Origin of the sequence: Enterococcus sp. DIV0421 (assembly GCF_051713745.1) — a bacterium.
Classification (GTDB): domain Bacteria; phylum Bacillota; class Bacilli; order Lactobacillales; family Enterococcaceae; genus Enterococcus_D; species Enterococcus_D casseliflavus.
Genome location: NZ_JBIOQM010000010.1, coordinates 1 through 2,974, shown reverse-complemented (window position 1 = coordinate 2,974; position 2,974 = coordinate 1). Strand labels below are relative to the sequence as shown.

General features: G+C 36.7%; 2 protein-coding genes and 2 pseudogenes. All 4 read right to left on the bottom strand.

The features are described 5' to 3' along the window. Window positions 1-368, bottom strand: a 368-nt coding sequence (locus IGI96_RS19645; RefSeq protein ID WP_438785706.1) for a replication protein, incomplete at its 3' end; no start/stop codon positions are given. 64 nt (window positions 369-432) lie between these two features. Beyond that, window positions 433-588 (bottom strand): CopG family transcriptional regulator, encoded by a 156-nt coding sequence (locus IGI96_RS19640; RefSeq protein ID WP_438785705.1) that lies wholly within the window; start codon window positions 586-588, stop codon window positions 433-435. Between the two features lie 263 nt (window positions 589-851). Continuing rightward, window positions 852-1,055, bottom strand: a pseudogene (locus IGI96_RS19635) (replication initiation factor domain-containing protein); the annotation flags it as partial. Window positions 1,056-2,769: 1,714 nt separating this feature from the next. Further along, window positions 2,770-2,974 (bottom strand): annotated as a pseudogene (locus IGI96_RS19630) (hypothetical protein); the annotation flags it as partial.

Sequence of the window (2,974 nt, the reverse complement as noted above, 5' to 3'; positions counted from 1 at the left end):
ATCTCTGCACCACCGTGAGCAATAATATCACTTTTAGCATATTGAAATTTTTCCGGATTATCCATATGAGCAAAATATCGTATCATACCTTTTGCATTAACACATTTTTGCGGGTTTGGAGACCGAAGCTTTCGAGTTATCTCACATATTTGCTCATACGTTTTTTTACCACTAAACATTATCAAAATATGCCAATGAGGTTTTTTCATTTCACCATCAGGGTTCACATCTTTATCATGAAGCGGACTCTCAACCCAAGGAACATGTAACCCATCTAAAAACTCCCGCCAATTTTCAGGAGCCGATTCAGGATAGACTACAAACGTCCAATTCCTCGTACGTTCATCTTTAGTTTTTCTACTCGTCATGCTATAATCACCTTAACAGAGCGATAACAGATAGCAAAAGCAGTGCGCCAACACGAAGCTTTTGCTATTTTTTTTGCTCAAAATCCTTTCTATTAGCATTCACCCAAACCGTAATCAATCCAGACTTATTAAGACCCATTCTTTTAGCAATATTCTCAAGTTCTTCAGCAATAGACTCATTTAACGTAACTGTAACTCTTTTTTTATCATCAGCAACCATTTTTATCCTCCTAGCATTGTCCTGATTTTCTCAAAAACCAATGTAGCATAATATAGAACAAAATGAAACACTTTTGCATCTAAAAAGCGAAAAACAACCTTCAAACCCTTGATACGACTGATTTTGTCAAAAAAAAACGCTGAAACCCTTGGGAGAGTAAGGCTGAACAGTCGTCGACCAATGACCAACGACCAATAAGGGGGGTGTCGTAGTCCCCCCCTCAGCAACCTAAATTCCAGAAATTTTTATCAAAATTTCTTCCAGCGCTTCCGCTCGGCAAAATCTAAAATCAACACATCATTCGAAGTATGATAATAAATATTTTCCTTTAGCCTTCCGACTATCGTAATTCGGTCGATTGACCAATTTAATTTTAGGGGGGTGGTCGTACCTTGCACACTTAACCGCCTGTTAGATATACGGTTAAATTTTTCCCACTCATTTACGATCGTTCTTTTTTGACTCAAAATATTTTTGTATGCGCTCAAATTTGCTATAATCAAACTAGCCGATTCATATGCATTACACACTATACAAAAAGTCCTCAATGTTTTTGCATCGAGGACTTTTTGCTTTTTTCATATCGTGTTATACTCCCATTATAAAAACCATCATTTATTCCTTTTTGCACTCTAATTATTGAATTAGAGTGTCTTTTTTATACCAACATTTGATCATCACAATTTCACAAATTTTATTTAAACTCTTTTTACCAAGCAATAAAGTTGCTATAATTAGTTTTGAGAACGTTTCCGAGCGTTCTTGTGACCCTTTTGATATTTATCATTGTTGCCTGCCCTAAAACGCCTTAAATTGCGTTTTAGGGCTTTTTGTATCAATCTTTGAGTATCTTAACTTCAAAACCTTGGGCTTTGCCCAAACCCACCAGGAAATTATTTCCTGGACCTTCTACACGTTCGCCACTCGTGGGCGTCCCCAACAATGAGGTTGGGGCATACAAAAGCGTGGGGTCTTGTTTTTAGCCGCCAACTCCTTAAAGTCTCACAGAGGCGCTAAGAGGCTCTTAGGAGCTCTCTAAGCGCCTCTAATTCGATTTACCGTTGACTGCGCCTTATTCCCTTTCTATTCCTAAAATCGCTTAGAACGCAAAATAAGCCCCTTTTAGAACAAAATAAAGCATGATATATATTACTTCTATACCCATATTTTTTATATCTTTCTTTTTTTGTAGCTTTGATTACAACAAAAAAACAAGTCTTTCACTAGGCTTGTTTTTTGTTGTACTTTTCAATCAAAATGCCAAAACCTTGGCATCTCACTTCTCTCGTTTCACTTGAACGATTCAAAAATTTTCGGGGGAATTCTGTCAATGTTTCGCTAAAACTTGAGAGGAGTTTTGACAAAGTTTTGATAAAAATTTGTCGAAGTTTCGTCAAAGTAAGCCAAAAGTTTTGATAAAGTAATTCGAAAGTTTCGACAAAATTCTGTCAATGTTTCATCAAAACAAGGCAAGAAAATCGATTAAAAACAATTGTGGATTTGATTAAAAAGCAATGGAAACGAAAATTCAAATCATCTAAAAGTCAGCTGGAAATAAAAAAACGGCCGTTTTTTTGATCGCACTTTTGCAAATAGGGTAAGAATAGGGTAAGAATAGGGTAAGAATAGGGTAAGAACAGGGCGACGCGGGCGCGCCGGGGCAAAACGTTGATAGGACGGGCTTCACTCGTTCTTTTTGCGGAAGCAAAATTCTTGACCATTTACGTCCAACGTGGGAAAAACCCACTTGTTAGACGTAAATGGTCAAGAATACAGAACGAGTGAAGCCAATAAACAAGCCCTGGCGCGCCCGCCAAACGATCGAAAACTTGAACTGGAAATAAAAAATAGGCTGCCAGCATTCGCTAGCAACCATTTCATAAAAAATGTAAAAAGTTTATCCAAGGCATTTCTTAGTTTACAAAAAACGAAAAAAAGAAACAAGAAAAAAATCATACGCAAATCAAAAAAGAGCATAAGGGAAATCTGTACCTAGACTTCATCTGAACCCGCAGTGCGGGTAGGGATTTCAATGGGTACACTTTCAAACGAATTAACGTCACTTTTACGTTATCATAACGGTGATTTGACGTTGCTTTAACACTACATTTGCACTACTACATTAGACGAAATTCTAGTCCAAAAAAACAAAAAATAAATTTCACATGATATTTTGAAATTTTACCCATGACGATTCGATTTTATATATTGCCCAATAATATAAGCTGAATTATCGCAAAGAAGCGGAAACCAATCATCAAACCTTTCCAGCATCGCATAGTCGATTAAATCTTTGATTTCAGTGATATTCTTAGAATCAACAAACAACATCATTTCTCTAATCAACTCATAGCGTTCTGCACTCGTTACCGACAAATAACTAGCA